The organism is Nonomuraea endophytica (assembly GCF_014203235.1).
GTDB classification, from domain to species: Bacteria; Actinomycetota; Actinomycetes; order Streptosporangiales; family Streptosporangiaceae; genus Nonomuraea; species Nonomuraea endophytica.
The window spans coordinates 535,986-558,210 of sequence record NZ_JACHIN010000006.1 but is presented as its reverse complement, the minus strand read 5'-3'; the positions used below and the strand labels follow the sequence as shown (position 1 = coordinate 558,210).

Genomic DNA, 22,225 nt, shown 5'->3' with positions numbered 1-22,225 from the left:
CCACCCGCCGGAGCTGAGCCAGGGGAGTGCCCCACCGCGACAGCTCGCCACCCGATCACGCACTGATCAAGCGCGTGACCGTATAGGCAGCCGTCAGGAGTGCGACGATTGCGGGAATGGCGATCGCCTTGCGGTCGTCGCCGGCGCGTACGTGCGTGGCGATGGCGCCGATCATCAACGCGGCCAGGCCGGCCCCCGCCAAAGCCCCGAGCCAGGCCAGCCACAGGCCGATCAGCAGCCCGAGCACTCCGCAGATTTCCAGGATGCCGATGAGGCGGTTCAGGCGGGGGCCGACCCCGATGTGGTGGGCGCGCCGCAGGCTGGTCTCCATGCCGGCCACCTTGGGTATTCCGGTGCCGGAGAAGAGCAGCGCGAGCAGGATCGTCAGGACGACGGTGACGACAAACAACTGTGACTCCTATGCGCCAGGTCCGCTGGTGTCAGTGCCGGAAGGTCGCCTGATCGAGGTTTTGGCTGGTCAGCGCGCGAGCGGCGGCGATGTTCGTTTCCTGGCGACGGCGCCAGGCGGCCGGATCGCGGCGCCGGCGGGCGCGGGTGAGCCGGTTGGCCAGGATGAGCGGGGTCAGGACGGCGTCGAGGACCGGCGCGGCGGGCAGGTCCAACTCGTCGGCGCGGCCGTTGCCATGAAATTGGCGGGTCAGGGCGAACAGGGCGGGCAACCCGGCACTGGGCGGAATGCGCGCCAACTGGTGCAACTCACCGGCGATGGTGCGCAAGGTCGCCATGGCGAGCTGGCCGGATTCGGGGATCGGCGGACCGGTGACCGCCTGCAGCAGGTCGTCGACCCGCTGGGCCGCGGAATGGTCGCGGATACCTTCGACCAGGCGGGCGTCGATGCCGAGCAGGTGGGCGACATACCACCAATAGCGGTACAGGGAGGCGGCTTCGGCGGCGCTGAGCGCCCAGCCCATCCGCTCTTCGGCGCGATAGGGGGTGAGCGTGAAGTCCATCCAGGTCCGGGCGAGATCAACCTGATTGATGGGTACGCCCAGGGCGGCCTCGTCATAGCCGCGGGTCCGAGCCAGGCGGCGCATGTGCGCGTGCAACATCCGCACCTGCAGGGTGGCCACGTAACCCGGCCGGCCCCGGCGCAGTGAACCGGGCAGCATCACGGTGTTGACCCACAGGCCGGTCTCCTGCAGGCGGCGCGGCGCCCCCTCCAGCAGCCGTCCGGTCATGGCCAGCACCTGCGCGATCGAGGGGGACTCATAGGTACGCACCAGTGCCCCGGCGCTCAGGGAGATCGCGTGCGCGGGCGCCGGCGCGGCGAAGTAGGGGAGCGACCCGCGATCGAGCAGCTCGTCATCGACGTAGTCCGGCACGCTCTCGGACTGCGCCAGCAACGCGGCCACCGCGAGCGGCGGATCGGTCAACGCGCCCAGTCCCTCGGCGATGCCGCGCTGCAACACCTCGCGAACGGACCGGCCGTGCGCGTGGATCTCCTCGACCACCGCGTCGGCCAGCGGGTCACCGGTGGTCAGTGCCCAGCCCATCAGGTCGGCGCGCGTACGCCCGAACTGGGCCAGGACCGCAGCCCGGGTGGATCGGTCGGTTGGCCACCGTGGCACGTTCACCAGGGAGCCGGTCTGATCTTCGACGGGAAGGGCGCCCATCATCTATCCTCCTAGATATTCTGACGACTGTCAGAATATGCTTAATCTGACAGTCGTCAAGTTTTGCTGCGGTGACCACGAAGCAGTGGATCTAGACTCGAACACGCTGGTGGCCCGAACCGGAGGAGAACTGGCATGACGGAGCGGCACACACGCCGCGGGCCCGGACGCCCGTCCGCCAAGGGACCCACCCCGCCCACGGACGAAGAAATCCTGACCCACGGCCTGGCGGCGTTCGTGGAGCTCGGCTACGACGGGGCCTCGATGCGCGAGCTGGCCCGGAGACTGGGCGTCAGCCACAACTTCATCAACGACCGATACGGCTCCAAGCTGGCCTTCTGGCAGGCGGTCGTCGATCACGCGCTGGAGGACGTGACACGCAACCTGGCACCCGTCCTGCACCCCGAGACCCCCGCCGTGGACGACGCGGCCAGGCTGACCGCCGTGGTCCGGCGCTTCTATGAGATCTCCGCGCGCACGCCACTGCTGAACCAGCTCATGATGGAAGAGTCACACCGGGCGAGCGAGCGCCTGGACTACCTCGTCGAGCGCTACATCGGCCCGACGCTCGCGGCCGTGCAACCTAGCGTGCAGCGCCTGGTCGACTCGGGCCGCATGCCACCCACACCCATCTACATGCTGTACGCGGCGGTGATCGGGCCGGTGATCGCGATGACCGGCAATCCGATGATGGCCAAGCTCGGCCAGCCCGCCGACCGGCAGGAGCCCGAGATGGTGGCACGAGCGAGCGAGTTGGCGCGTGTCATCCTGGACGGCATGCTCGGCCCCCGCCCCCCAGCGCCGTGAGCCGGCGCGCAGCCGTACCAGGTGCTGGTCGAGGTGGAGCAGTAGCAGGCCGGCGAAGGCTCCGGGACGGGCCTGGGCTCGCGGATGCCCGACAACACCGCCGCTGACCTGGACGCCTGGGCGCTCGCTCACGCGGACGGCCGCGGGCAACGGGGTGACAGGCATTGGCGGGTTTCCTGGGCGGTTGTGCCACAGAACGTTCCGGAGTCGCACCCCCGGCCGGAGAGCTGGCGCCGTAGGCCGCGGTGATCACCAGGAAGCTGCGGCACAGAACAGCGATTTCTGTGTCGCCGCAGCCCCTTGCTGTCACCGGCCATCGAGATTGATGGCCTCATCGTCCTCACCTGGCGCTTGAAGCAGACGGAGCAGTTCAGCTCGCTGCTGGCGGTATTGATCGGGAAACCGCCGACGTAGGACCTTCAAGCACGCGTGAAAGTCGTGGAGCGGGCGAAGTGACGTTCCCTAGCGTGAAACGTGCACGCTGAACCGATCAGCGTTTGATCGATCGGCTCCACAGCACCGAGCGCAGGTCACTACTCAACGGGGAGCATCATGCGTTTAGCCACACTCATCGCCGGCAGTGCACTGGCAGCCTCCACCCTGCTGGCGTCGGCGGCCATGCCGGCCCTGGCCACCACCGCGACATCAACCTCAACGACGTCCGTCACGGACCCAGGCCCCGCTCCGCAGATCGACGCCGACGGCTATTGGGAGTTCGTTGGCTACTTCAACGCCGGTGATGTCTGCAGGTGGGTCAAGAACGAGCTGGAGGAGGACGGCGTCCGGGTCTGGCCGCCGGGCTCCTGTCACTACACCGGGCCCCACGGTTACTGGTTCGAGCAATGGGTCTGGTGAGACCCCCAGGCAGCAATGAGATCGCCCAACACGACAGGAGTGATCATGCGCATGCCTAAGGTCATCGTGGCCGCCGCCTTGGCGGCCGGCACTCTGCTGGCAGTGGCTCCCGCTCCCGCATCGGCTGCCACTACAGCATCGTCCACGGCCGAGGCGGGGTGGAGCGGGCCCTACGACAACCTTGATTCGTGCAACCGCGGCAGAGACCGGCTGGCGAAGCTGGGCCACATCACACCTTCGACTGCGAATGGGACAGCGACTGGTGGTTCTTCTACCTCTAGCCCGGGCGTAGCCGTACAACGCGAAGAAGCCCCGCACCCGAAGGTGCGGGGTGTTGTACGCCCATACGGCCCGAAAGTCGGGCCTGCGGGTGCTCGGCCGACTGCGGGATCTTGAGGTGTTCGTCGGGGTGACAACCGAGCCACGGCATCGTGAAGTATGTGTTCAGCTGCTCGGGAACGATCGCAGACGCTCCAACTGTTCAGTGGGTGATGCCGCTGAGTTCGTTGGGGGTGTCCGGGAGGGACGCGGTCTTGAGGATCTTGCCTGAGGCGAGGTCGATCGCGTGGAGCTGCTTCTTCGCCGGGTCGCTGACGTACGCGGTCCGGTCGCGGACGAAGATGTTCGGGCGGGGCTGCTGCCAGTCCAGGGGCTCGGTCCAGGTGCCGAGGACCGGGATGGTCCTGACGACCTTGGCCGCCGCCGGGTCGATGACGTGGATCTTGCCGTCGGTGCCGAGGACGAGGGCTTCGCCCTGGGGACCGCGGGCCAGGGAGCGGAAGGTGTAGCTGGCGCCGAGCTCCACGAGCCGCAGCTTGCCGGTGCCGGTGTCGATGAGGGAGATGCGGGTGGGACGTTCCAGTTCGGCGTCGGGGTCGGTTTTGTAGTCGCCGAGGACGACGGGCGACGTGTCGGTGCCTGACTGGTTGCCGATTCTGCCGTAGGTGTCAGGGCTCGCGATCTTGGTGATCTTGCCGTTCTTGTAGAGGAGGACGCCGTTCTCGCAGCCGATGACGACGGCTTCGCCCCTGGCGGTGGCCTCGCCGTGCACGCCGGGGCACTGCTCGCTGCGGGCGAGTTCCTTTCTGTCCTTGTCCAGGACGACGATGCCGCGGCGTTCCTCCTCCGTGCCGAGCGTGACGACGAGTTCTCCGTTCTCGAGCTCGATGGCCACGCCGTGGTGCGGGGCGGCGGCGGTGTAGACCTCGCCCTTGGGCAGGCCCTCGCCGAGTTGCGCGGGGTCGAAGAGGGTGACCTCGCCGCTGCCGTCGGCGAACAGGACGGTGGTGCCGCCGTGCCTGACCACGTGGCCCGGCTTGGCGGCCTTGAACTCGTCGTTCTTGAGCGCGGGGGTGACGGCGTCGAGCACGCGGAAGCCGGTGGAGGTCGAGACGAGCATGTGGCGGTCGTCTCCGGCGGGGTTGACCCGGTTGTATCCGGTCAGCGGGATGTCCTTGGCCAGGCGGAGGGTCTTGCCGTCGAGGACGTACAGGCCGCCGGAGTAGGTGGCGACGAGCGGGTCGGCGACCGGCTGCGGGGCGGCCGCCTCCGAGGTCGTCCCGCAGGCGGTCAGGAGGAGGCCGGCGGCGACGAGTGCCGGGAAACGCATGGTGAATACACCTTTCATTGGAGGGATGTGACGATGGCTGTGGTGTTGGTGCGCATCATGTCCAGGTAGGTCGCGGCGCCCGGTTCGCGCTGGCTGAGCGACTCGGAGAACAAGGTGACGACCCGTACGTCCAGGCGGGTTTCCGAGGCCAGGACCTGGGCCAGGCGGTCGGGATGGGAGGAGTCGGCGAAGATCGCCTTGACCTTGGTGCGTCTGATGGCGTCCGCGAGCGACTTCAGGTCGGACGCGCTGGGGGAGGCGAGCGTGGTCCCGCTGGGGATCACCGCCCCGACCACGGCGAAGCCATACCTTTTGGCGAAATATCCGAAGACGTGGTGATTTGTCACTAGCTTTCGGTTGCTGGTGGGGATGGTGGCGATCTGGGTGGCTATCCAGGTGTCCAGTTCGGAGATGCGGCTCCGGTAGGCGGCCGCGTTCGCGCGTACCCGGGCGGCGTCGATGCCGTCGACCTCCGCGACGACGCGCTCGGCGATCAGGTCGACGGCCTTGGCGACCTGTCGCGGATCGGTCCAGAAGTGCGGGTCGGCGTCCGCGTCGCCGATCACGCCGTCCCCGACCGCGAGGGTGGGGACGGCGGCTTCGCGTGCGGCCCGGACGTTGCGCAGCACGCCTTCCTCCAGCCCGAGGCCGTTGTAGACGACGAGGTCGGCGTGTTCCAACTGGGCGGCCTGCTGGGCGGAGACGCCGAAGGAGTGCGGGTCGGAGTCCGGCTTCATCAGCACGGTCACCTCGGCCTCGTCGCCGACGATGTTGCGGGTGATGTCGCCGAGGATGTTCGTGGTGACGACGATGCCGGTGCCGTTCCCGATCCCCGTGGTGCACCCCGCGAGCAGGACGATCGCCAGGAGGGCGACGGCGGCGCGGCTCATCGGCCGATCTCCGTCATGTGCCGCGGCGCGAAGCCGAGCTCGAACGTCCGCGCCCGTCTGAGCCGGTCGTTGTAGTCGATCTCGTGGACGGCCCCGCGCTCGGGATCGTTGACGTAGGCGCGGGCCGTGTCCACCTGAATGTCAGGATTCTTCGGTACGGCAAGCAGCTTCGTGCGCGCAGTCCGCCTCCCCGAGACGGGATCGTGGGAATGGAGCGTTCCGTCCCCGGTCAGCGACAGGACGGGCAGGCCGTCTCCGGCCGCGTTCACCGCGAGCACGCCCTTGCTCCTGATCAGTTTCCAGGTTGAGCGGGTCACGTCGAGCACCCAGATGCCCTGGTCACCGGCCTTGGCGGCGAGTGTCGTGCTGCCCGGCCGGTGATGGAACTCCCTCGCCCGCATCCCCTCTTCCGGATAGCGGATCTTCTTCCCCGCGAGGTTCCCGTCGACGACCAGCGCGCCGTCGGCGCAGCCGACGACGACGCCGCGGCGGGTCACGGCGGCGCCTTCCGGCTCGCGGCATCCTTCGGCGATCGTGCGGGCCTGCGCCCCGGTCCTGGTCTTCACCTGTACGGCGCCGCCATCGGCCACGAGCAGGTGCCCCGCGTAGGGCACGACGGGACCATCGGCCGAGAGCGTGCCGATCTCGGAGATGTCCCCCTTGTCCAGGCGGCCCCGGTCGAACAGCTTGACCGTGCCGTCCCCGAACCGCACGGCCGTGACGGCCGCGTCGCTGAACGCCTCGTGCGGCCCCCGCCCGGCGACCTCGCCGAGGTCGCGAACGGCTGACCTGTAGTAGTGAACGTGGTCGCCGTGATCGACCATCCACGCGCCGCCGTCGACGATCCGCAGCGCGCCGCCGGACAGGAAGGCGTGCCGTCCGTCGCCGGTGACCGCCGTGACATTCCCGGCCGCGCCCGCGACGGACACCTTTCCGCTGACCAGGTCAAGGACGTACGCCTTCGCGCCGTCGGCCAGGACAAGCCGGTACTGCGGCTCGGCCGTCTCCTCCGCCCCCGCCACGTAACCGTGGGGAGCGGCGTTCTCGGTGGGCCCGGCGGCGCATCCGGCCAGTGCCAGCAGGCCCGCGAGGGCGGTCCTCATCACTGCGTTCGATTCCTTCCGGCAACTCCGCGACCGAGGGCGGAGACGAAGAACAGGGCAACGGCGACGGCCGCGATCGTGGCGCCCGCGGCCGTACCGGCGTGCCACGACACCACCAGCCCCGCCGCGGTCGAGACGACACCCAGCACCGCGGCGCCGAGCATGATCATCGCGATGCGGTTCGCCCACAGCGCCGCCGCAGCGGGCGGCGCGACCAGCAGACCGAAGACCAGCAAGGTGCCGACGATGTGGAAGGACGCGACGATCGCCACCGTGACCAGGGCGAGGAGCAGCACGTGAGCCAGTCGCGGCCGCATGCCCAGCGTGTGCGCCTTACGCGCGTCGAAGGCCAGGGCGACGAAGAGCCGATGACCCGGCAGCGCGACCACCGCGCAGACGCCGAGCGCGACGCCCAGATGAACGAGATCCCGCGGCCGCACGCCGAGGACGTCGCCGAAGAGGAACGCGGTCAGATCCACCGCGAACGACTCCGAATGCGACACCACGATCACGCCGAGCGCCAGCATCCCGGCGAACAGCAGGCCGATGCCCGTGTCCTGCGACAACTTCGGCGACCTGCTGATCGCGCTCACGCCAAGCGCCATCCCGCCCGCGCTCACCAAGGCGCCGACCAGGAGATTGACCCCGATCAACGAGGCGACGGCGACCCCGAGCAGCATCCCGTGCGACATCGCGTCGCCCAGGAAGGCCATGCCGCGCAGCACCACCCACGTCCCCGCCAGGGCGCAGATGAGCGAAACGAGGATCCCGCCCACCAGGGCATGCCGCACGAACGACACCTGAAACGGATCTAGCAACCAATCCATGGCAAAGCACTCTACAATGAAAACCATTATCAATTTCAAGTCGGAGGTGCCCGTGGCCGTCGTGATCAGAAATCTCAGCGCGGGGTACGGCAGGCGGACGGTCCTGCACGGCCTCGATGCCCACTTGCCGGGGCCGGGCGTCACCGCCGTCGTGGGGCCGAACGGTTCCGGCAAGTCGACGCTGCTGGCCGTACTGGCTGGAGTCGTCAAGCCACTGTCGGGAGCGGTGTCCCGGGACGGCGGCAGCCGTACCGGCTATGTGGTCCAGCGCAGCGAGGCGCCCGACACGCTGCCGATCACGGTCAGGCAGACGGTGGCGATGGGCCGCTGGGCGCGTCGCGGTGCGTGGCGGCCGCTGTCACGGCTGGACTGGGCGGTGGTCGACGCGTGCATGGTCCGGCTGGGAATCCAGGAACTGGCGGGCCGCCAACTGGGCGCACTGTCGGGCGGCCAGCGGCAGCGCACGCTCCTTGCCCAGGGCCTGGCACAGGAGCCTGACCTCTTGCTGCTCGACGAGCCCGCGACAGGGCTGGACGTGGAGGCTCAGCAGCACATCTCCGACGTTCTCGACGAGATGCGTGCCAACGGGACCACCGTGATCCACGCCACCCACGACCTGCGCATGGCGGAGCGCGCCGACCACTGCCTCCTGCTCGACCAGGGACGGCTCGCCGCAGAGGGAACACCGAGCGAAGTCCTGTCCGCACAGCGCGTCCCACCACCGACGTGCGGGAGAGCGTGAGCATCCACCGGCCCCGCTCACCCTTCCCCCGTGTTGGCGCCATCCACCGACATCCGAACGGTGATTGGCGGCAACTCGAGGCGATCCGGTTCGCCAACGCGACTGACGATTCCGTTGTCGATCAAGCCCCGTGACCCGGCTGGTCTGATACGAACTCCATCGCTATAGGAGGGTTTGACCAGCTCCGGCGGAGCCTATCCTCTACGCGGACACCCTTCTCCCGTAGAAAGCTCGTGATGATCGCGACCTCCATGTCCGTCGCCGGCCTGGCGGTCCGCCTGATCCTGGTCGTGACCCTGTTGTGGGGTGGACTTCTCTCCGCGATGTCCGCCTTCCCCGGTTCCGCCCCGCTCTCGGACTTCCATCGCGATCTGCGCTCTGGACAGGTTGACGTCATCGTCGCCGACGTGTCGCGGGTCAAGAACCCCGCGTCGGGAAAGATCGCCGCGCTCAGGTCGATGGCCACCAGCCTGCGCAGCCCGTTCATCCCGCGCAGGTGCCGGCTCCCACCCCAACCGGCCAGGAACTGGGTCAGTCAGCCAGGAGCGTCGGGCGTGCCCGGTGCGGCCCAGCCATGATCGCAGCGCGTGAGAACCCGGCCGGGAGTTCGGTGGGCGTCACGTCATGCCGGGACCAGCGTCTGACGACGTCCGTAGGTCTGCGGAGGCCACTGGTGCCACTCCCAGGAGGGACCGTCACGTGTGCTGAGGGGGGACGGCGAACTTGCGGGAGATGGACCAGAGTTGTTCGAAGTGGCCGACCGAACAGCGGACGAACTCGGGTTCATCGATTCGGAACCCGTCCAGTTGTTGTGCCGCTCCGGACGTGAAGGCGAGCAAAACCACCGAGTCGTCGAAGATGGCCATGTTGACGGCATCTATTCCAAGGGGCCAATCCACGACGCGGATCTCGTGACGCGGATAGGTCGCCGTCTCCTGTGCGAACCGTTGGGCCCATTCCTGCATCTCCGTGTTCGGAGTGCAGATGATCCGACGTACCGAGCGAGGTCCGGGCAGCGCCGACCATCGGAGGACGTTTTCGAAGTATGCGGAGGCGACTTGCGCGGTTTCCCCGTCGGTGAATCCAAGGAAATACTCTGGCGGCCGATGCCGGATGAAGGTCGTCATGATCCGAAACCGGGCACGGTTCACTTCGGCGAGCATCACCCGATAGAACTCCCGGCCGGACAGGTGCCGGGGCGGCCCCGGCATGCCAGCACTGACCGGGTGCTCAATGGCTGGTTCCGCGCCGAGCGCCCGGTCGGTCGCGGCCCAGCGATGCTTCCACGTCCGAATGTCGCCCCCGCAGGTGAGTACGAGCGCCTCCGTCTGCTCCCACGAGGGAAAACGATGACCGTTGAGGATTGCCGACACAGTCGCGTGACTGCAGTGCATGGCGTTGGCGAGCTGCCGCTGCTTCGGCCGTCCCGCTTGCCGGTGAAGATCTCTTAGCTCCAGGGCGAAGCGTTCCAGCGGCAGGTCAGGATTGAGGCTGCGCGAGCGCGAGGGCATGTCAGCCATTGTCCGTCGATGTCCGCGGGATCAGCCATCGTTCACTCACGATCGACGTCATCCTGTCGCATGTCCTCCTTTTCAAGAACGCACGAACCAGCGAGTGCGGCGGCTACACCTGGATTCACGGAGGTAGAGCGCGACGGAGGGAGACCGGCATGAGCGGCATTCGAGACGAGCCTGTCCCAGGGGCGAATCGACGTGCAGCCCGAGCGTGGGGTGTGCGGACCGACCTGGAGATCGCGGCCATCGCCCTTGCCATCGCCGGCTCGACCCTCACAGCCTGCGTAATCGCTGTAGCCACCTTGCTGGTGTCCTATGCCTTCAGAACTCTAGGTGCAGACCGGTTGCACAGACGCCGCGCTCATTCCAGCCGGCGGAGAGTTTTCCGGGACAGCCCGCAAGGCACTGACCGCAGCGGCTGATACTCGCCTTCTGGTGACCTGCTCGTCCAAGCGACGGTCGGGAGCCACATGACCCCAGCCGTATAGCAACCGTCCCGATGACGGTCTTTTGCGGCGGCTCTACGGCTCCCGCTCCCGGTGACCATCCCGAGACCAGCGGCCTATCAGGCCGGCGGTCCGCCCACTGGGCATGGGTACGGGATTCAGGGACGGAACGGGTCGGTACCGCCGGCCGGTAGAGGGTTGGCCGCACGCCGATCAGCAGCAGGAAGCATCGTTGGCGGACGCGGGAGTGGCGAGGGCAGCAGGGACGCCCACGACGGTCACTCACAGCAGAAGAGCGGTCAGCAGTTTGATGGCGATGCGCTTCATCGAGGAACTCCTTCGTATAGATCGCCGGCGCGCCCCGTGACGTTGGGGATCATGTCCATGTACGCCGTGACCGGCTGATCGGGTAGGGCGACCACTGGCCTGGATGCCAGGTTCGGGCGGCGGCTGCGAGCTTTTTGCGTGTCGCCAAAAGGGTTGACGGCTCATTGTCGTGCCTGGTCAGTCCACTGGGGCGCAACATCATGCCCCGCCCAGCCAGATCGACCTCCGCCTGGCAGCACCCGGCCCGCCGTTCCAGGTACGGGCTGGCCCAGTGCAAGGCTGGATGCAGCGTGCCCAGCGTGATGCCGATGCCCTGACCGGATCACACATCCCCGCACAAACCATCACAGACCTTGCCCCCTTTTCTCAGGACGCCACAGCTTGCGCGGGGAGGCAATCAGGGGGCCGGTATGGAGACGTTGGCGGTGCTTCGTCGTTACTTTCGTGAGCCGCTCGCGCGGGCGGCGCCGTACCTCAGCAATACCTCTTGGTGACACCGGGAGGCGTGCACCCAGGCGACGGTTTCCCCGCGATACAGGTTGTTCACGCAGGAGGCGAGCACGTCGGTGCGGAGTTTGTGCGTCAGGTCTTGGCAGTTGTGCTCGGAGGTGGTTCAGGATGCTCACGTCGGAGGTTGGCCAGTTGGTTCAACCCGAAGTCCGCGCGCAGGTCACGCCAGACCGAGTGGGTGTGGTTGCCGTTCCGCTGGGAGTGGTTGTATTCGAGGAGAATGTCGAGACCCTGAGCCCGATAGTAGTGCGGTTTTCCCTCCTCGATGCTTCCCGCCCAGGCGAAATGGACCTCGTCAAGCACGGAATCGACGGCGTAGTGGGCGTCGTGTGCCTCGGCGAGAGCCTCGGGGGCGCGTCCGGTGTAGCGGCTGAGAAGTCGACGCAGCAGGCGGCGTTGTTCTTCGTTCAAGTCCCGGGCGCTGATGCCGTTCGGGGGAATGGTGATCGCCACGCGCGCATGGTCGGCTTCGGTGTATCCGCTGCTCGCTTCCGCTTGGCGGTCGATGTCGTTGACGAATTCGTCCATTGCGGGGTCGGGGAACGGCCTTCTCCAGAGGTTCTGCATGTGAATCATCGTGTCGCCATGACAGACCTGCGGCCGGTTGCCGGAGACGATGTCCGACACTGCTGTGGTATGGAGAAGGGCCTGTCGAAATTGGTCGGGACTTAATGTGCGCACCAAGTCATGCGCCGCGTCCTCCACTCCCTCGAGGGGCCGCAGAGAGCCGCCCAGCAATTCGGTCCTGGCAGGGTCGGCGCCGATGAAGCAGGGGGTCGTCGCGATCACCTGGCCCGCGATGATCACATTGTTCAGGGAAATGTGGTGGCCTCCGAACCGCCACGCCCAGACGTGGTCCCCAGGACTGCCGAAGATTCGGAGCCAGTACAGGCCAGGATCCCGGCCGCGCTGGCGGCCCAGAGTGGAGCCCCATCCCTCGAGCTGGTCCAGGATGTTCTCCAGACCCATCACCATGGCGACGGTGGCGAAGCCTTCGATCGACAGCCCGCTGGCCACTAACCGCATGGCCAGACTTTGCTGATGGGCGCTTTGGTCACGGATGGCGAGTCCGCCATGATCCGTCGGGGTGTAGAACCAGCACAGCCGCTCCTTTTCCGCTGCCGGGTTCAGCGGGGAAGCCCATGCGGCAAGCCCCGACTGGTCGTTGTCCAGGGAGTTGAGCCAGGTGGTGGCGGCACTGGTCATGGCGGCCGCCGCCTTCTCACGTGCGTAAGTCGCTGAGTGGCTGTCGTCGCTCACCATGCGGGCTCCCTCGCTCGCGGAAATCCAGCGGCGCCTTGAGCGATGACGCGGCGAAGGCCGACTTTGCTCAGGGACCCTGGAACCTGGGTCTCGCTGGTTCCGTTCTACTGCTAAACGAGTTGGCGGGCTGGGGGATTGACCATGATTCTCAATGCTGTGGCGATCGGCTTATCCGTTCTGGCGCTGTTGAGTTCGGTCTACTTCGCTTTCCAGCAGGTGACATCTATGAAGCGCGCCAATTACGTTCCTGCGTATCTGGCGTTACTTGACGTCTTCCGGTCGCCGACGTTCCACGAACACCATCGGTACGTCGTTCAGCGGCTCGGTGCCGAACACGATCCCGCTCTCGGTATCTCCGGCCTGCCCGCGGAAGCCCAGGAAGCCGTCTACGACGTCGCGTTCTTCCTGCACAACTTCGTCATCCTGGAACGGCTCGGCATCATCGACGACCGTTACCTGATGACGCTCAACGACAGGGTCGTACGGACCTGGCAGGCCATCGCTCCATTCGTACACCGGGAACGCGAACTGGTCCCACTACCTCACCTGCTGCAGATTCTTGAGGACCATGCCGCGGTGGCCGCCACGATCCCGCCCAATTCCGGCCGAAGCCTGCTCCGACCCTTGAACAAGTAACTGCGAAGCTCGTGTACGGCGGTCGCCGCTTGTCGTTTCACGGGTTTCCCTAGTATGCCGCGCATGACGATCATGTTGATTGGCCTCATCCTCCTCGTCACCGCGCTCGGGTGTCTGGTTTGGCGGTAAGGGAGCGGCGCGTGGTCTCCCGGTTACAGCGGTACGGCGTGCACGGGTCCGGAGGGATCCCGTGCTCACTCCCGCGCGGGCGGCGACCGCTCGCACGCTGAGCCTCGCCCCGGGGTCATCACATGAGCCTCCGCCTTGCTCGTTCTCCATCACTATCGCACTGTACTAGCACGCTGTGATAGCTTGGCCATGGAGTCGCTAGCACAGTGTGTTAGTCGGGGTTGTGGTGAAGCGATCCAAGGAGCATCGGCCGGATTGGCCGGGGAGCGGAGGCGAACATGGTGAAGGCATGGCGGCGCAATCGGGCGATCCGGCGGGTCAAGCAGGGCGACGGGCGTCCTCTGCAGCGGTTTCGCTGGTGGCAGTTGCCGTTAGGGCGTGCGCTGTTCCACCTTCGGCCATCATTCGACGGCCGGCGGCCGGGGGCATATGCCGTCGACGTGCGGCGGCCGGGCGGCGAGGCCACGGCACACCTCTACCTCGACGGCCGCCATCACGCGCAGTCCAAGATCCCCGCCGTGTTCCCGGTGGAGGGCGGCGTCATCGAGGTCGCGACGAGCAGCTTCGGGATCAAGCGCTGCCACTACGTCACCACCACGGGCGAAGAGCACCAACTCGTTCCCGACCCGAAATCGCGCGAGGGCAGGCGGGCCCGTCTCGAGCGTGATCATCCGACGGCGAGCCGCATGGTCGCCGCAACCTCGGTCGTGATGCTCGTGATCGGCGTGGGGCTGAACCTCCCGCAGATCATCGGGCCGATCGCGCAGGTGCCGCTCATCGCCGAGAACCTCGGCACCTTCACTTCCCCCATCCACCTGCCGCTCTGGCTCAACATCACGCTCGGCCTCGGCGCCGCGCTGGCCGGCACGGAACGGGCGCTGCGGCTGCGTTACCACTGGCTGCTCGACGCCGGTGGCAACTGACCGGCTACCCAGGCTGCGGGGCCGGGTGCGCACGCAGTGGTAACCCCCAGAGTCTGCTCCGGCAGGCGATCACCAGAGAAACGGACACGAGACTCATGAACCGCCTTCGCCGACCGTTCCAGATCATCCGTGCCGACATGCGCGCGTACCTGCTGATCAATGCCCTCGCCTACGGCGTGCTCCTCCTGGGCATGGCCCTGGCTGTGATCTTCCCCGATCTCCACGCCGCGCGTACGTCCTCGTTCGTCGACGGCGACCAGGGGGCGCTCGTCAACACCGTGATCGGCAGCCCCTGGACTTTCGGCGCGACCATCTTCTTGGTCAACGTGTTCGCGACAGCGCTGCTGCTCATCGTCCTGCCGTCGCTCGTGATCCCCTTCGCGGGCCTTCTGGCCTTCGTGATCAAGACGATCGACATCGGGATCATCCTCGCGCCCGTGAACCGGACATCGGCCCTGATCCTCATCCCGCACGCCCCGACCATCCTGATCGAGTTCCAGGCCTATGTACTGGTGATGTTCGGCGCCTATCTGCTGGGCAGGGCCTGGCTCCGGCCGGCGACCGTGGGTGCCACCACGCGACGACAGGCTTATGTGGGCGGTCTGAGTCGGCTTGGCTGGCTCTGGCTTCCGGCGCTTGTGCTCTTCGTCATCGGCGCGGGCTATGAGGCTGTCGAGATCTACTTCCTGGTACCGCTGGTGCTCGGCGCCTGACTGCCCCCATGGAAGGTGGGGACCGTCAGCTCGCGGGGACCACGGTCAGGGTGGGGTGGCAGGTGATCGGTATGGGCGCACATGAACCTCGTCTGGAGACGCTTCTCGTCACCGAGGTGACGAGACGTAGCGGCGGCCCGCTCCCGCTGGAGGCGATCGGGGAGCAGGTCGTCAACGCTGACCAGGCTCAGCGGAACGCGTTGAGGTTACGGGTGGCCCAGTCGGCGAAGGGGTGTGGGGCGCGGCCGAGGACCTGCTGGACGTCCGGGCTGACGCGTAGCTCGGCCGGGTTCGGGGAGGCGAGGATGTCCAGAGTGTCGTCGGCGAGTTCCGCCGGCATGCTCGGGGTCATGGCGGCCTTGGCCTCGTCGCGGGTGAGCTCGTGGAACCTCACCGGCGAACCCAATGCGGCGGCGATCGCCTCCGCCTGCCGGCGTGGAGCGATCACCTCCGGGCCGGTCGGCTCGTAGACGGCGCCGGTGTGCCGGTCATCCAGCAGGCAGGCGGCCGCCGTTCGGGCGCAGGTGGGCTCGGGACGGTGTCGGTAATCGACCGTCCGCGATCGCGGCGACGCGTTGCGGTGGGCCGGGCTCGAGCGGGAGAACCTTCCTTTGCACGTCGCCCTCGAGGATGTCGGACAGCGTGGTGGGGATCGGCCCAGGTCCCGTCATGGCCAGCTTGCCGATGACCTTCAGGCAGATCGGGTCGAGGGCGTCGTGCTGCTGCCGTGTTCTGGGGTGTTGCGGTTCCAGATGGATGCTCCCGCGCCGATCAGGCCGATGAGGAGTGGATATACGGCGCAGCGTTCGACCAGGCCGATGAGGACGTTGGTGCCTGAGCCGGCTAGGGCGAGGAATCCCACCAGGGCCACGAGGCCGAACACGCCGAGGACGACCATGGCCTTGCCGGTCTTCGCAGTGATGTCGACGTCTCGGCGCAGCCGTCCAAGAATGATGATGAGCACGTTGCCGCCGACGATGCCCGCGAAGGCGCCCAGTGCGTGATAGTCGATGGCCGCGTGCGCCGTTTCGCCGGATCCGGGGAAGAAGGCCAGCAGGACGCCGCCGACAGCCAGCAGGGCTGCCGGTGTGAGCACTGCCCAGCGGCGCCGGCCATGCAGCCCCCTGAGCATGGCGGCGCCGACGAACAGTGTGATCCCGAAGAGGAAGAAACCGGTGTTCATGACCCACGCGAGCGGCGAGTACATGAACTGCCCGAATGCCTCCGAGGGGCCGCGGACGCCGAGGTTGCTGATGTAGTGGTGGGTGTAGCTGTACGGAGGATTCGTCCATGCCGCGGCGGCGATGAACTCGGCGAGGAAGAAGATCGCTCCTCCGGCGATGAGTACGGCGCCGGCATAGCGACGTTGCATCATCCGATTGCCGCCTGGGGTGAGCGGCTCGGCCTTTACGTCGTTCACGGTTGCCTTCTTTCGTGTACTCACGATGATGTGCGTGGCTTTCCGGAGCACGAACGCAGCCGAATCTGGGTCCGCGGGTCCGAGGTCATCGCCTGATTGCTTCCGTCGACATCCGGTTTCTCGTACCTGGTGTCACTACATGACTGTACCGATACCAGTTTCGGTGTCAAGCCAACTATTGGCTGGATCCAGTACGATGACGGGCATGAGCGATGTGCACCAAGCGGGGCGGCGGGAGCGCAAGAAGGCCGCGACCCGGGCGTTGATCGTGGAAGCCGCGCACGAGCTGTTCCTTGAGCGTGGGTTCGACGCTGTGAGCGTGCGCGAGATCGCCGACAAGGCCGATGTGTCGCCGACCACCGTCTTCGCGCACTTCCCGCAGAAGGAGGCGCTCGCGTTCGGCGACGAGGACGAGCGGCATGAGCAACTCGTGGTTGCGATACGTGACCGAGCGCCGGGGACCTCGATCTCCGCCGCGCTGAAGGCGCACTACCTCGCTGAGATCGCCGCGCTCGGGTCCGAGCCCCAACGTCAGCTCCTCGCCCTGATGGAACAGACACCCGCCCTCATCGAGTACGCCGAACGGATGTGGTTCCGCCACGAGGACGCCCTGATCGCGGCGATCACCGAGGAGTTCGGGCTCGCCGAACCGAGCGACGAGATCCGCTTCTACGTCCGGTTCGCCCTCCAGATACAGCTCAACGCCACCCGGGACGCCGATCCGGAGGCGACGATCGATGCGGGGTTTCGACTCCTCGATGAGGGCTGGGCGCAGTACCAGGGCGAGGCCTAGATCCATCCACTGGCCCCTGTCGGGCATCGCCGTGGCCCTGCCGTAGACCCGCGCGGCCGGCCGCAACCGAGGGCTACTACTAGCTGGCTGCGATGGGTAAGGACGAAGCCGATTGCGATCCTGGCATGACCGGTGCCAGATTCAATGGTGTGGCATGAACTGTGCCGTCTTTGCCAGAATCGCCCGGTGCGATTGTGGACAGTGCAGCACCGGGCGATTCTCGACTCGCTGAAGACCGACGGCGAGCTGGTCGGCGACTGGGACCGCCTGCTGGTCTCGTCGTACCGGCCGGCGTACGAGGAGATGGTGGCGGAGATGACCAGGCGCGGCCTCGACTGCCGGGGCCGCCCGCCGGTGTGGGCGTGGCTCGGGCGGGACACCCGCGACAACGCGGTCGCCGTCACGGCTGAGCTCCTCCTCAGCCCGGAGACCGACGAGGAGTATGCCCGTTACGTCGTCCTGGACCTGGATGTGCCGGACGAGATGGTCGTGCTCAGCTCGTACGGACGCTGGAACGACTTCATGGAAGCGATTTTCCTGGGCGAAGGGCCGGCGACCATGAACTGGTCGATTGATCGGGACGAGCTCGCCGGTGTGCAGGCGTGCTCGCCACGCGTACTGGCTGGACATGTGCGCAGTGCCCGCCCTCTGGAACCGTTTGATCCGGCGCAGGACTCCTGACCTCGCGGCCGCGAGCGTCTCACGATCCGGCAACAGCGCCGCGACCACGGCGGCGCTGGGTGTCGACGATGGTGAGGGGATGGCCAGTCCGGCCGCGATCAGCTTGGTTCCGCCAGATCGGGTCCTGGCCAGCCCACCCCGGCGACTACGGCAAGCGGGTCAGAGAAGCGTCAGCGCCTTGGCCACGCCCGGGTCGCGCCCGGTGGCCAGGTCGAGGGCGGTCATGGGGGCGTAGTGGTCGACCGGCACGCCGATCGTGTCGATGATTTCGCGGGCGGGCCCGAGGTGGCGGACCCTGGGCAGAAGCAGGACGCTGCCGTCGTCGAGAAGGTACCCCTCGCCCGGTCCGGAGATGGCCCCAGCGGTCCGGGTCCCGACAAGGGTGCCCAAGCCGATGTCCCTGACCACCGCGCTGAAGTCCTCACAGGCCGAGGCGCATCCGCGGTCGGTGAGGACGACCAGGCGGGCGCCGAGCAGCGGCACGCTGTCGTCGGTCCGGTTGGGCACGCAGTCGCCCTTGAGCGGGCAGAAGTAGCTGGTGATCTTGCCGTGCGCGAACGCGCCGAGCAGCCGCGTCACCTCGCGAGGCGACCCGCCGCCGTTGCCGCGCAGGTCGAGTACCACCGCCTTCGGTTTGTCCCGCAGCTTGGCGAGGACCTGGTCGGCGGCGCCTTCGTAGAATCCGGGCAGCTGGATGTACGCGACGCCGTCGGCGAGCTTCCTTGACGTCACCGCCGGAGGCTGCCGGGTGATGGGCCCTCTTCGAGGTCGACGGTGCGGGTACGTCCCGTCGTGGGGCGCTTGAGCGTGAGCCGTACCGTGCCGGAGGCGAAGGCGTCGAGAATGCCCCGATTCACGGTGTCGCCGATGAACGCCGGCACGCCGTTGACCTTGACGACGATGTCACCGGCTCTGATGTCGGCCTTGGCGGCTGGGCTGCCGGGCAGCACGCGGGTGATGAACATCGGCGGCCGGGCCGCAGGGTCGAGCTCCGGTCCCTGCTGGGCCGAACTGCCCACGATGCCCGTTCCGACCGGCCCGCCCTCCTGCGGCGCCGGCCGTACCCAGCGAGCGTGGTTGTCTTGCAGTCCGGCGACCATGCCGGTGATCGCGGCGCGCAGAGCGGCGGGATCACCGGCGCCGAGGACCTTCGCGAAGGCGGCCCAGTCGGTGTCGCGGTTTCCGGTCAGGGCGGGCAACTGTAGGTCGGTCCGGTCGGCGCCGCGCCGCATCAGGTTTTGGGTGTAGGCGGCGAAGGCGCTCTTCAGCAGCGCCCTCGAATCCATGACCGGGCCGCTGTAGTAGTTGTCGAGCACGCAGAAGTACGCCTGCCGGAGGGTGTTCACCGACGTCGGCGGTGCCGATGGCGGCGGCGGCGCCTTGATGGCGGTGCAGCCCCCGCCTGGGGTGGTCGCCGGCTTCGGCTGGGGCGTCGGGGCGGCTGCGAGCGCGGACGTGGAGCAGGCCGTCACCAGGACGGCGGCGCAGAGAGCTCTGATCATGGCCGCCAGCGTGGCCTGAAGCCGGTCTCACGGCCGTGAACGGATGCGTAACGCCGTTGTTACCCCGGTTCGGCTAGGGCTCCGAGATGCTTAACGACTCACCCTGTGACGACACTCAAGCACTGAGGGCTCGCGCGACCGTGAGGCTGTCCTCGTAGATGTGATAGCGAATGATGAGTCCTTCCTCGACCGTGAGATGTAGCGCGAACGGCGAGGTGTAGGCGGCGCCATTGGCCCGCACCGTCTGCACGATCTCTCCGAGCACGACGGCATCCGCGCCGTCGACCAGGATCCGGGCCACCGACGTGCCGTTCAGCTCGGGCACGTGATGGGCGCTCAGCGACCGGAAATGGTCCGCCACATCGGCCCGGCTCGACCGCGGCCGGATCCACGGCACCGCCGGATGCCCATCAGCAGGCCAGTCAAGCCGCCAGTCCAACTGCTCGGCGAACAACTCGGCGGTGCGCTCATGATCGCCCTCGGCGATCCGGCGAAGCAACTCTTCCACTACGGCACGGGTGTCACGACTCATGACAGGAGTCTTTCCGGTCCCGTGCGGCCTGTCGATTACCTCCCACGTAAGCGAGACCTTGTCATGGGCGGGCACCGTCCGCGATTAACCCGCACGACAGGCGCAGGGCGCGGGCGATGGCGTCCAGGACCCTGTCCGCCAGCCGTCCCGTTTGATCAGGTCGCCGGGTGCCGCCCGTCGATCCACGACTGGCCGATGCCGCGATGTTCCTCGACCGTGGAGGCCGTCGCGCACGGGGCTGGTGTAGAGGCGGTTGTTCAGGTGGTCGAGTTCGTGGGCGACCGGCGGGCCCAGACGAGCTTGCTCTCCTTGGCCGCCATCGCGGATCAGCCGATTGGTGGTGCGAGGTATTCCAGCGCATAACCGTCGCCGGAGGGGGTCACGCGGGCGATGCCGGGTGAGTCGAGGTGGGCGCCGGCGACGAAGTGGTCAGGTTGGGTCAGTTGTTCGAGGAGGGTCGCCCGTGCGGCGCGGGCCTGGGACTGGTTGCCGTCGAGCTCCCAGGACACGTTCGGCCGCTCGAACTGGAGGGTGGGAACGTGAACGGTGTCGCCCCAGATGAGAAGGTGGCCGGTGCCGCTCCTGACGTCGTAGACGGTGTGACCGGGTGTGTGGCCCGGTGTCGGGATCGCGGTGGTCCAGTCGTTGATCGCGACCTTCTCCGACACGGGTACGACCCGGTCGCGGACCGGCTCGAGTCGCCCCGTGAACACCGAGGTGTCGCCCGCGCCGATCCACACGCGTTCGAGGTTGGTGAACGCCTCGGAACCGTCCGGCGCGATCAGGCCGCTCACGTGGTCTTCGTGCTTGTGGGTGATGGCCACGTCGGTGACCTGCGCGCGGTCGATTCCCGCTTCGTCGAACGCATCGTAGATCAATCCCATGGTGGGGTCGTGCCAGGCGTTGGACGCGCCGGTGTCGATGAGAACCGACCGCGTGCCGTCGGTGACGAAGAAGGCGTTGACCGACAGCCGCAAGTTGTCGCCGGCCAGCGGGACGGCGGCCGGCAGGTCATCGAGCGTGTGCCCATCCTCGTCGCGGAGCCGTGTCGGCGGCATGTCGATGTACCCGTCTCGCAACGAGATCACCTGCAGATCGCCGAATTCGAACGTGGCATGGTGCCGGCCACTCGAGATCAAACGCATGGAACCTCCGTAGTGTTGGGCGCACATCGCGCGTCTCCAATAGAAGACCATATCTTCTTTAGAAGAAACCCTACACTGTGGGCGGTGAGGACCAAACGATCGAGGAGCACGGTGGTTGACCAAGACGCGAACGCGGCCGAACCGCAGCACGGTGACGACCTGGCCGGCGCGTTCGGCGGCAACGTACGGCGACGCCGCGAGGAGGCGGGCCTGACGCTGGAGCAGTTGTCCACGCAGTCGTCGGTCAGCCGGGCGATGCTGTCCAAGGTCGAACGCGGCGAGAAGAGCCCGACGATCGGCGTCGCGTCCAGGATCGCCCACGCGCTCGACGCGTCGCTCTCGGACCTGATCGGCGCGCCGGCCGCCGCCGCGAGTGGTGTGGCCATCGTCATGCGCAAGAACGATCGCCCTGTTTTCCGTGACCCGGAGACCGGCTTCGAGCGGCACATCGTGTCAGCGGCCCCAGGCGCGGGAGGAGCCGAGATGGTCGCTCACTACCTCCCCGCGCAGGTCTCTACCGGGCTGCTGCCCGCATATCCGCCGGGTACGGAGAAACAACTCGTGGTCCTCAAAGGCACCCTCACCGTCGCGATCGGCGGGATCAGCGAAACCCTGAACGCCGGCGACTCCCTGTTCTTCCAGGCCGACGCGGACCACGGCTTCGCCAACCGAACGAACGCTCCCTGCGAATACATCATGGTCATCTCGCGCAGAACCTGATCGGTCGCAGCTTGCTCGCCTGGGCAAACCCCGCCAGCGGCGCTCCGGCGGCCAATGGGGAAAGTATGGGCCCAGCTTCGGGACGGCCACGTCGATCGAGTCTGCGGGGATGTCACCTGTTCGCCTACAGCGACGATGACGTGGTACGCGCCCGGTGGACGAGCGGTGCAAGCCGGGATTGGGGCCCAGGATGCTAGTGCTGAAGATCGGAAGTGGGGTTCAACCGTGCTCACGCGGCCCGGCATGGGGGAGTCCCGACCTTGCAAATCTACATTGTAAAGGCGGTCGCTGACGGAGCCAACCGGATCGCCGTCCGCCAGGTCCGTGGCCACGCTGGAACTCCTCGCGCCGCGAACCACCTCTGCGACCCCCTCGGAGGTGAGCGGTTCATCGCGCAGGGCTCAGGTGATCTCCTGGGTCAGGCGCGGTAGATGGCGCGATTCCGTCAGGCAGACCTGCATGGCTGTCTCCATCGCTAGCGACCAGGCGCGACGCCGTCCGGAA

Annotated in this window: 24 protein-coding genes; 10 read left to right on the top strand and 14 right to left on the bottom strand. The window is 67.3% G+C overall.

The window, feature by feature from the left end:
- Positions 1-55: 55 nt before the first annotated feature.
- Together HNR40_RS24725 and HNR40_RS24720 are read right to left on the bottom strand one after the other, a co-directional pair.
- Positions 56-409 carry a DoxX family protein gene (locus HNR40_RS24725; RefSeq protein ID WP_184965176.1) on the bottom strand — a complete coding sequence of 118 codons (354 nt, stop codon included), beginning with the start codon at positions 407-409 and terminating at the stop codon, positions 56-58.
- Between the two features lie 31 nt (positions 410-440).
- Positions 441-1,637 carry an oxygenase MpaB family protein gene (locus HNR40_RS24720; RefSeq protein ID WP_246509391.1) on the bottom strand — a complete coding sequence of 399 codons (1,197 nt, stop codon included), beginning with the start codon at positions 1,635-1,637 and terminating at the stop codon, positions 441-443.
- Between the two features lie 132 nt (positions 1,638-1,769).
- On the opposite strand from HNR40_RS24720, the gene HNR40_RS24715 reads away from it, so the two are divergent.
- Complete coding sequence (locus HNR40_RS24715) at positions 1,770-2,441, top strand: TetR/AcrR family transcriptional regulator (protein ID WP_184965174.1); 672 nt, start codon at positions 1,770-1,772, stop codon at positions 2,439-2,441.
- 552 nt (positions 2,442-2,993) lie between these two features.
- Positions 2,994-3,296, top strand: a complete 303-nt coding sequence (locus tag HNR40_RS24710) for a hypothetical protein (RefSeq protein ID WP_184965172.1) — start codon at positions 2,994-2,996, stop codon at positions 3,294-3,296.
- A gap of 481 nt (positions 3,297-3,777) precedes the next feature.
- Here HNR40_RS24710 and aztD read toward each other — a convergent pair whose 3' ends face one another.
- The 4 genes from aztD to aztB are packed head-to-tail and all read right to left on the bottom strand — an operon-like array spanning position 3,778 to position 7,725.
- A complete protein-coding gene (aztD, locus tag HNR40_RS24705) occupies positions 3,778-4,905 on the bottom strand; it encodes a zinc metallochaperone AztD (protein ID WP_184965170.1) in 1,128 nt (375 codons plus the stop codon).
- Positions 4,906-4,919: 14 nt separating this feature from the next.
- Positions 4,920-5,795 (bottom strand): zinc ABC transporter substrate-binding protein AztC, encoded by an 876-nt coding sequence (aztC, locus tag HNR40_RS24700; RefSeq protein WP_184965168.1) that lies wholly within the window; start codon positions 5,793-5,795, stop codon positions 4,920-4,922.
- Entirely contained in the window at positions 5,792-6,898 is a 1,107-nt protein-coding gene (locus HNR40_RS24695) for a hypothetical protein (protein ID WP_184965166.1), read from the bottom strand. The genes aztC and HNR40_RS24695 overlap by 4 nt, the downstream gene beginning before the upstream one ends.
- A complete protein-coding gene (aztB, locus tag HNR40_RS24690; protein ID WP_184965164.1) occupies positions 6,898-7,725 on the bottom strand; it encodes a zinc ABC transporter permease AztB in 828 nt (275 codons plus the stop codon). The genes HNR40_RS24695 and aztB overlap by 1 nt, the downstream gene beginning before the upstream one ends.
- A gap of 16 nt (positions 7,726-7,741) precedes the next feature.
- On the opposite strand from aztB, the gene aztA reads away from it, so the two are divergent.
- Together aztA and HNR40_RS24680 are read left to right on the top strand one after the other, a co-directional pair.
- Positions 7,742-8,467, top strand: coding sequence for a zinc ABC transporter ATP-binding protein AztA (gene aztA / locus HNR40_RS24685; protein ID WP_184965162.1), 726 nt, complete (start codon positions 7,742-7,744; stop codon positions 8,465-8,467).
- Between the two features lie 236 nt (positions 8,468-8,703).
- Positions 8,704-9,045, top strand: coding sequence for a hypothetical protein (locus HNR40_RS24680; RefSeq protein ID WP_184965160.1), 342 nt, complete (start codon positions 8,704-8,706; stop codon positions 9,043-9,045).
- Positions 9,046-9,162: 117 nt separating this feature from the next.
- Here HNR40_RS24680 and HNR40_RS24675 read toward each other — a convergent pair whose 3' ends face one another.
- Both HNR40_RS24675 and HNR40_RS24670 read right to left on the bottom strand, forming a co-directional pair.
- Positions 9,163-9,978, bottom strand: a complete 816-nt coding sequence (locus HNR40_RS24675) for a helix-turn-helix domain-containing protein (protein ID WP_184965158.1) — start codon at positions 9,976-9,978, stop codon at positions 9,163-9,165.
- Between the two features lie 1,358 nt (positions 9,979-11,336).
- Complete coding sequence (locus tag HNR40_RS24670; RefSeq protein WP_184965155.1) at positions 11,337-12,527, bottom strand: DUF3500 domain-containing protein; 1,191 nt, start codon at positions 12,525-12,527, stop codon at positions 11,337-11,339.
- Positions 12,528-12,668: 141 nt separating this feature from the next.
- Here HNR40_RS24670 and HNR40_RS24665 point away from each other — a divergent pair, with 141 nt between their 5' ends.
- From HNR40_RS24665 to HNR40_RS24655, 3 genes are all read left to right on the top strand, one after another.
- Positions 12,669-13,163 (top strand): hypothetical protein, encoded by a 495-nt coding sequence (locus HNR40_RS24665; RefSeq protein WP_184965153.1) that lies wholly within the window; start codon positions 12,669-12,671, stop codon positions 13,161-13,163.
- A 407-nt stretch (positions 13,164-13,570) separates the two neighbouring features.
- Positions 13,571-14,215 carry a hypothetical protein gene (locus HNR40_RS24660; protein ID WP_184965151.1) on the top strand — a complete coding sequence of 215 codons (645 nt, stop codon included), beginning with the start codon at positions 13,571-13,573 and terminating at the stop codon, positions 14,213-14,215.
- Positions 14,216-14,310: 95 nt separating this feature from the next.
- Positions 14,311-14,928 carry a stage II sporulation protein M gene (locus HNR40_RS24655; RefSeq protein WP_184965149.1) on the top strand — a complete coding sequence of 206 codons (618 nt, stop codon included), beginning with the start codon at positions 14,311-14,313 and terminating at the stop codon, positions 14,926-14,928.
- 187 nt (positions 14,929-15,115) lie between these two features.
- Here the strand turns inward: HNR40_RS24655 and HNR40_RS24650 are convergent, their stop codons facing one another.
- The gene (locus HNR40_RS24650) at positions 15,116-15,376 is read right to left on the bottom strand and encodes a Rossmann-fold NAD(P)-binding domain-containing protein (RefSeq protein ID WP_221340758.1); all 261 of its coding nucleotides are present in this window, start codon (positions 15,374-15,376) and stop codon (positions 15,116-15,118) included.
- Positions 15,377-15,619: 243 nt separating this feature from the next.
- Complete coding sequence (locus tag HNR40_RS24645) at positions 15,620-16,348, bottom strand: DUF998 domain-containing protein (RefSeq protein ID WP_312896497.1); 729 nt, start codon at positions 16,346-16,348, stop codon at positions 15,620-15,622.
- 205 nt (positions 16,349-16,553) lie between these two features.
- On the opposite strand from HNR40_RS24645, the gene HNR40_RS24640 reads away from it, so the two are divergent.
- Together HNR40_RS24640 and HNR40_RS24635 are read left to right on the top strand one after the other, a co-directional pair.
- Positions 16,554-17,141 carry a TetR/AcrR family transcriptional regulator gene (locus HNR40_RS24640; protein ID WP_184965147.1) on the top strand — a complete coding sequence of 196 codons (588 nt, stop codon included), beginning with the start codon at positions 16,554-16,556 and terminating at the stop codon, positions 17,139-17,141.
- A gap of 186 nt (positions 17,142-17,327) precedes the next feature.
- Complete coding sequence (locus HNR40_RS24635) at positions 17,328-17,822, top strand: DUF3841 domain-containing protein (RefSeq protein ID WP_184965145.1); 495 nt, start codon at positions 17,328-17,330, stop codon at positions 17,820-17,822.
- Positions 17,823-17,981: 159 nt separating this feature from the next.
- On the opposite strand, the gene HNR40_RS24630 is transcribed toward HNR40_RS24635, so the two are convergent.
- The 4 genes from HNR40_RS24630 to HNR40_RS24615 form a co-directional block, all read right to left on the bottom strand.
- Complete coding sequence (locus tag HNR40_RS24630; protein WP_184965143.1) at positions 17,982-18,554, bottom strand: S41 family peptidase; 573 nt, start codon at positions 18,552-18,554, stop codon at positions 17,982-17,984.
- Complete coding sequence (locus HNR40_RS24625) at positions 18,551-19,324, bottom strand: S41 family peptidase (RefSeq protein ID WP_184965141.1); 774 nt, start codon at positions 19,322-19,324, stop codon at positions 18,551-18,553. Before HNR40_RS24625 ends, HNR40_RS24630 begins: the two co-directional genes overlap by 4 nt.
- A 115-nt stretch (positions 19,325-19,439) precedes the next feature.
- Positions 19,440-19,856 carry a nuclear transport factor 2 family protein gene (locus HNR40_RS24620; RefSeq protein WP_184965139.1) on the bottom strand — a complete coding sequence of 139 codons (417 nt, stop codon included), beginning with the start codon at positions 19,854-19,856 and terminating at the stop codon, positions 19,440-19,442.
- A 326-nt stretch (positions 19,857-20,182) separates the two neighbouring features.
- Positions 20,183-21,052: an MBL fold metallo-hydrolase gene (locus tag HNR40_RS24615; RefSeq protein WP_221340757.1), complete on the bottom strand. Its 870-nt coding sequence runs from the start codon at positions 21,050-21,052 to the stop codon at positions 20,183-20,185.
- Positions 21,053-21,112: 60 nt separating this feature from the next.
- Here HNR40_RS24615 and HNR40_RS24610 point away from each other — a divergent pair, with 60 nt between their 5' ends.
- The gene (locus tag HNR40_RS24610) at positions 21,113-21,721 is read left to right on the top strand and encodes a helix-turn-helix domain-containing protein (protein WP_184965137.1); all 609 of its coding nucleotides are present in this window, start codon (positions 21,113-21,115) and stop codon (positions 21,719-21,721) included.
- The last annotated feature ends 504 nt before the right edge of the window (positions 21,722-22,225 follow it).